The sequence below is a fragment of the Ruegeria sp. YKSF57 genome (genome assembly GCF_059612585.1).
Genome location: NZ_JBXWQW010000020.1, coordinates 80,354 through 86,353, shown reverse-complemented (window position 1 = coordinate 86,353; position 6,000 = coordinate 80,354). Strand labels below are relative to the sequence as shown.

Sequence of the window (6,000 nt, the reverse complement as noted above, 5' to 3'; positions counted from 1 at the left end):
CTAAGCGGGAAGCCCCCCTCAAAACAAGGTCTCCCTGAGGGCCGTGGAAGACCACCACGTCAATAGGCCGGAGATGTAAGCGCAGCAATGCGTTCAGTTGACCGGTACTAATCGCCCGATAGGCTTGATTTGATCCAGTAATGGAAAGACACCCACCGCCTCAAGTAGCGAAGCGGTAGGCGAAATCAAAAAGCCAAAAACATACACACCTTGAGTTGGACAATGACGTGACAATCCGCATAAGCGGATCGCACGGTGTTGATTGATACAACAACCGTGCGGGAACGCGCATTCGCAAGCGAATACGCTGCCTCCCGCGCGTCGCCTTTTTGCAAAGCAAAAAGAGCGACGGGGATTTTCCTCGGTTTGGTGGTCATAGCGCGAGCAAAACACCCGGTCCCATTCCGAACCCGGAAGTTAAGTGCCGCCGCGCCAATGGTACTTGGGCTCAAGCCCCGGGAGAGTAGGTCACCGCCAAACCTAGTAAAATCCCCACAATCCTCTCAAAACGATCAAAACACATGCAAGGCCGGCAAACAGCCCAAAAGGCAAACGGCCAAACATCGGCCTCAAGGCAAAAACCAAAAGGCCAACAAACCGGCGCGGGATGGAGCAGCCAGGTAGCTCGTCAGGCTCATAACCTGAAGGTCGCAGGTTCAAATCCTGCTCCCGCAACCAAATATAACACAGCAACATCAAATACTTACTAACCGCCAAAGGGCGGCTTTTGGCGTTGCACCTCACCCGCTGGAAGCACTACGGAAGCAAACGGAGCGGAAAGAACGCGTGGCGGGCGTGCAACAGGGCGTCTCGGTTGTGCAGGAGATTTCTTCAGTGGTCCAAAGCTTCGGAATAATCCGCTTCATGTTTGTAGCTGCTATTCAAAATAGCTATCGAAGAGGGTACTTTTCCTTTCCATTAAAGACGAAGGAAAGACGCATCTCGAAGCGCCAGACCTGACTTTTGTCCCGGTCACTGAGATTGAGGGGCGGCTTGCTAATGGCTTGCAGCGCCGCGTTCCAGATGGTCAGCCAGCCCATCTTGTTCTGCTGGATCACTTCGGCCCGTTTGTCATAGATCGCAAGCTGCCGGTTGGCGACGGCCCCGGCACGCAGACCAACCACGCGCGCGCCGCTGGAAACCGTCGCGGTTTCGTCGACCCCGGTATACTCCGTGACCTTGGTTCCGGGTGGCACAACCAAGGCTTCGCGGTCGGGTTCAAACCACGGGGCCAGCAAGTCGACCGCAAAGTCAGCCCGCGCGACACGCAGTTGCGTTTCCACGTATTTGATGTCGAAGGCGCCCATGCAGTCGCGAAAGTGTTTCTCGGTCCCTTCAAGGCCGCCGGTGGCAAGGCCAAAGGCACGGAAATCGACGGTGATGCCGGGATTGTTGGGAATGCGGTCCTGCGGGTCTTGGAACAGCCACACGGCCCCATGATCACCGGTATGGGCGATGAAGCCCCGTGCGCCCTTGCTGGTGACGTTGAGCGAGACAGAGCCAAATTCGAGAACACAATCGCTGTAACTCTCTTTGGCATGGGTTTTGGCGGAAGCCAGTTCTTCGCGAAACTCGTCCGGGATATCCGCCTGAATGGTAAATTTCAGCCCATCAAAGCCGGAATGCAGGATGGTTGCTTCCATTTGCGCTGACCTTCGCTTTCGTATTCGTGGAGGGGGGTGTTACAAGACCCCCCTCTATCGCGGCACGCCCTGCCGCTGGGATGTGTGACGATGTGGGGAAAAGGGGCGGGGGCTTACGCCCCCTTGGTGCCTCCGGCGGGGCAGCATTGGTTTTGGGGCCGGAGCGGGGCCGCTCCGGCGCTGCAATCACCTGGCATTGGTTTGACGGCCAATCCAGATTTCGGCGCGCTCCGCGCATTTGGACAGATTCAGCAGGTCCGAATGATGGAAACTGCCCGTGTTGCGCCAATCACCGGTATCGCTCTTGTAGGCGCGTGAGAAGTCGACCGAGTAAAAACCGTCATTGTCCCAGACGGTTGCGGTGATCAGACCGATCTTGAATTTCTGTGCTGGCTGGTTTGCCATGATGTGACGTCTTTCATTTGATGATTTCGGAAAAGGGGCGCGGGACTGTTTCGCCCGCGCCCAATTAGAGCCATTCCGGCCCCAAAATCCCGCACGGCGCTGCCAACCCCGCACGGGCAAAACTCAGGCTGCGGTGTAGCTGCTGGTGTTGCCGTAGCGGCGCGCCTCGGGTAGAAGCTAGGGCGAGCGCATTCAACCACTTTTTTCGGGGAGAGATCGAAGTATGTGCCAACCAACGAAGTGAGCAAATTGACACAAATGGTGGCGAGCACTACATGGCCGCCACGCGGGATCGAATGGACCTTTTGCGGCCCCTTGGGGCGGTTTCAAGCGTTGCAAGCGCTGCCGCTTTTTTGACGCACCGCTACATTCTATTGGGGTCAAAAAATTAGGAAAAAACAACGTTTATTTCGGCATTTCGCTGACCTTAAGTATATATCAAACTCGGTGCCGCATTGCGGGCAGGTAACAACTTTGTGCTTTTCTTCACATGCGGCCAATTCCTTTTGGTGCTTAAAGACAAATGCCACCATCTCGTTCATGTATATCTCCCGATTGCAGTGCCGTGTTATTAACTAAACACAATTTCAAACCGGCTCGCTCTCAGGCTTGCCACCCGTCAAAGCAATTGAGTTGCCCAAGTGCTACTTTAATCTCTGTGCAAACGCCGCAGATAGGCACGAACATTCATCAGGTTTCTGTTGTCGGACGGCGAACCCGCGCAAAACACCGTTCCGTAGTGCGTGCCTATCGCATAGTGGCCGTTTCTTTGCCTTAGCGACAGGATGTCAATGCCTTCGGCTTCGAACAATGAGCGATATTCTCTTTCAAGTTTTCGCATCGTCAGCCTCCTCACTCTCATGACGTGCTTTGTTTCTGAGAATTTCAGCCTGAATCCAGTGAGTTGATTCTCTTGACCTAAATTCGATATCACGCCAAGCATTTCGGCTAGTCCCGTTGGCGACGTTTCCGGCCCACTGAGAAGGTGAAAACCGCCCAGATTCGTCCTCAATCTTTCCGTCCTTTACGACGGCAAAATGATGAGTTCCGCCGTATTGCATGCGAACCTTGGTTCCTGGCTTAATTGTGATTTCCTTCCACACAAGTGGCTTTTCTAGAAGTTCGTTGAGCTCCAGTTCTTCGGCAAGCCTAAGACGCTCTTCGACCTCTCCCGCATAGTCAGGGAAATACTTTCGATAGAAGTCAATCGCACGAACGCCAAACAGCTGCGACGTGGCATCACCGAGGTTGCGTTCCATATAATCCATGATCTGCTCTTCAGCCCATGATGACACATCAAGATTGCCATCACTGAATCTTACGAGATCGTCGTAAAGCTCCTTGTCAAAAGGAATAAATATTACTGTTTCAGTCATTTTTCAGCTCCTGGCGAAGACGAATCATAGCTAAATAGCATCATTAAAGTAACTTTCAGTCTAGAATAAAGATTTATAGTAAAAATAGTGTATGACATCTCACCGTCACAAACATTGAATTCAAAGGCGTCATTCCCGCTATTCATGGTTCCCGCCCTTCTCCCTACCCGGGGTATGCCCGGCCCCGCGTATACCCCGGGTAGGGGCGAACCCGCTTAGCTTCGTAACGTATCCTATACGTAGGCCCCCTACGTAACGGGGGCCTACGTAAACGTTTAGGGGGACGATTGAGCCTAACTAATTACTTAACTAGGCGCAGCTTGTGACCGGGGTCCTGCGCGCCAACATATGTGTTGAGCCGCGCCGCGTTTTCTTCCGCCGCTTTCCGAACCGGATCATCCGCCAGATGTGCATAACGCATGGTGGTCTGTATCTGGCTATGCCCCAGCAATCGCCCGACCATCTGAATCGGCATGCCGGACGACACGGCATTCGACGCATAGGTGTGGCGAAGATCGTGAATGCGAACATTCGGCAACCCGGCCCGTTTACGTATACGCCGCCACGGTTTCTGCAAGTCGGTGGCGTAGTGGCCGGGTGCAGCCCCGGCAATAACGTAGGGGTTGTCAGGAAGCCGTGGGAGGGCGCTCAGAACCGCTCTGGCGGCTTGGGGCAGGGGAATGCGCCGCGCGCCCGTCTTGGTGTCCGGTAGCTCCATCCCTGCGTCCGTGATGAAGGACCATTGCAAGGTCTGGATTTCCCCAAGGCGACAGCCAGTCAGGATCAGCAACCGGAACGCGGCCACGACAAAGGGCGTCTCTGACCCGTCCTGTTCCGCTAACCTCAAGCAGCCCCGCAGAGATGGCACGTCGCACCGTCTTCTCGGAACAGTTGTCCAGTTGTGCGACCTCCTTCACCGTCAGCAACTGATGGGTTCGACTATTCTTTTGCGGATTGGTGCGTGGCATCCCGAAACTGCTCCTTCTGGCCTGAGGCGTTCCGGCCCGTCTCCCGAACAGCCTGACGCGCGAGCAGCCGGATCAGTTGCGCTACCGCAGCCTCGGCTTGCCCGCCGTCGCGGTCATCTGTTCGGAAAGGGGGCGGAACGCGTGTCATGGCATGACCATGACAGCGCTGATTCGGCGCGTCTAAGTGTAGTGATTGCCAAATTCCGGTTCAGCCCAGAACTCTTCCTCCTCGCGTAGACGTTCGTTGCGGAAACGATCTATGTCCACTCGAAGTGTTTCGCCGCTCAGTTCCTTGATTGGGTCGGTGTGGACCTGTCCCTTTTTTGTGCCGCCCCAGGTGCTCGTTTAAGCCACTTTCCTTTCGAATGCGACCGGGCTTTTCCAGCCGAGGGCTGAGGGCCTGCGTCGTGGATTGTAGAAACCGTTGATGTATTGGAAGATTGCCATTTCTGCAGCTCTACGCGTCTGCCATGACCTGCGCCAGATCAGCTCCGCCTTGATCGTCTTGAAGAACGCTTCAACGGCGGAGTTGTCATAGCAGTTGCCCTTGCCGCTCATCGACACCTGGAACTCATGCTGGCGCAGGAGTTTTTGATAGTCGTGCGAACAGTATTGGCTGCCGCGATCCGTATGGTGGATGCAGCCTGTTGGTGGCTGTCGTAAGGCGATAGCCATCTTCAACGCTCGGATCGCCCCCCTCTCATCGCCGCAAGCGGCGACTGCCGGGCAGCGGATCACGCTTCATGCGGTTGCTCACTGCCCAGCCGATCACACGCCGGGAATGCAGATCGAGGATGATCGCCAGATACAGCCAGCCCTCACGCGTCCAGACATAGCTGATGTCACCGGCCCATTTCTGGTTCGGGTGATCTGCGCGGAAGTCCCGGTTCAACAGGTTCGGCGCGATGTTGAAGGCATGGTTGCTGTCAGTCGTCACCTTGTATTTCTTCGTTCTCTCGACCCGTATGCCATTGTCACGCATCAGCCTACCAACGCGGCGGTGGCCGATGTTCAGACCAAGCTCCTTCAACTCTTCGGTCATCCTTGGGCGGCCGTAGCTGCCCAGGCTGAGACGAGACTGTTCCTTGATATGAGCCAGCACGACCATGTCTGTCCGCTGCCTTTGACAGGCCGGACGGCTGCGATAGGCGCGCAAGCCACGTGAGCTGACATCCAGAACCTGGCAAAGGCGGTTGGTCGGGAAATCATGGCCATGCTCTTCGATGAACCGAAACCTCATGGCTTTTGGCTCGCGAAGAAGGCCGTGGCCTTCATCGGGAAAACAGTCCCCCGGACTGTTTTCTGATCCTCTTCAGTTTAGGATGTCCCTCTCCTCCTTGAGAATGCGGTTCTCCCGTCGAAGCCGCTCGTTCTCACGGGCAAGGTCCAACTCCTTGTCCGGCACCACATCAGTGTCACGATGTGCCGTCACCCATTTGTTCAGCGTCGATAGGCCAACACCCAAATCTGAAGCAACCGGCCTGCGCGTCAGCCCGCTCGTCAGCGCGATCCGCACCGCATCAGCGCGGAATTCGTCCGTCCGTTTCAGTCCCATAGTCAGTCTCCTTTGTTGCAATAAATGCTATCAAAGGAGCGGCATCAAACCGC

At 55.5% G+C, this 6,000-nt stretch carries 5 protein-coding genes, 1 tRNA gene, 2 rRNA genes and 2 pseudogenes; 3 read left to right on the top strand and 7 right to left on the bottom strand.

Going from position 1 to position 6,000, the window contains the following annotated elements; genetic code table 11:
- The 3 genes from AC2FLX_RS10445 to AC2FLX_RS10435 form a co-directional block, all read left to right on the top strand.
- Positions 1 to 132: ribosomal RNA gene (locus AC2FLX_RS10445) — 23S ribosomal RNA — on the top strand; the annotation flags it as partial.
- Between the two features lie 233 nt (positions 133 to 365).
- Positions 366 to 480 (top strand): 5S ribosomal RNA (gene rrf / locus AC2FLX_RS10440).
- A gap of 121 nt (positions 481 to 601) precedes the next feature.
- Positions 602 to 678, top strand: a tRNA-Met gene (locus tag AC2FLX_RS10435).
- Between the two features lie 212 nt (positions 679 to 890).
- Here AC2FLX_RS10435 and AC2FLX_RS10430 read toward each other — a convergent pair.
- From AC2FLX_RS10430 to AC2FLX_RS10400, 7 genes and pseudogenes are all read right to left on the bottom strand, one after another.
- Positions 891 to 1,643 carry a hypothetical protein gene (locus AC2FLX_RS10430; protein WP_496810882.1) on the bottom strand — a complete coding sequence of 251 codons (753 nt, stop codon included), beginning with the start codon at positions 1,641 to 1,643 and terminating at the stop codon, positions 891 to 893.
- 186 nt (positions 1,644 to 1,829) lie between these two features.
- Entirely contained in the window at positions 1,830 to 2,048 is a 219-nt protein-coding gene (locus AC2FLX_RS10425; protein WP_496810883.1) for a hypothetical protein, read from the bottom strand.
- A gap of 649 nt (positions 2,049 to 2,697) precedes the next feature.
- Positions 2,698 to 2,889, bottom strand: coding sequence for a hypothetical protein (locus AC2FLX_RS10420; RefSeq protein ID WP_496810884.1), 192 nt, complete (start codon positions 2,887 to 2,889; stop codon positions 2,698 to 2,700).
- Entirely contained in the window at positions 2,876 to 3,424 is a 549-nt protein-coding gene (locus AC2FLX_RS10415) for a hypothetical protein (protein WP_496810885.1), read from the bottom strand. The genes AC2FLX_RS10420 and AC2FLX_RS10415 overlap by 14 nt, the downstream gene beginning before the upstream one ends.
- A 301-nt stretch (positions 3,425 to 3,725) precedes the next feature.
- Positions 3,726 to 4,271, bottom strand: a complete 546-nt coding sequence (locus AC2FLX_RS10410) for a site-specific integrase (protein WP_496810886.1) — start codon at positions 4,269 to 4,271, stop codon at positions 3,726 to 3,728.
- A gap of 22 nt (positions 4,272 to 4,293) precedes the next feature.
- Positions 4,294 to 4,392, bottom strand: a pseudogene (locus tag AC2FLX_RS10405) (helix-turn-helix domain-containing protein); the annotation flags it as partial.
- 345 nt (positions 4,393 to 4,737) lie between these two features.
- Positions 4,738 to 5,947, bottom strand: a pseudogene (locus AC2FLX_RS10400) (IS3 family transposase).
- Between the last annotated feature and the right edge of the window lie 53 nt (positions 5,948 to 6,000).

Coding starts and splice junctions, on each gene's coding strand:
- AC2FLX_RS10430 (WP_496810882.1), bottom strand. CDS start 1,643: ATGGAAGCAACCATCCTGCATTCCGGCTTTGATGGGCTGAAATTTACC.
- AC2FLX_RS10425 (WP_496810883.1), bottom strand. CDS start 2,048: ATGGCAAACCAGCCAGCACAGAAATTCAAGATCGGTCTGATCACCGCA.
- AC2FLX_RS10420 (WP_496810884.1), bottom strand. CDS start 2,889: ATGCGAAAACTTGAAAGAGAATATCGCTCATTGTTCGAAGCCGAAGGC.
- AC2FLX_RS10415 (WP_496810885.1), bottom strand. CDS start 3,424: ATGACTGAAACAGTAATATTTATTCCTTTTGACAAGGAGCTTTACGAC.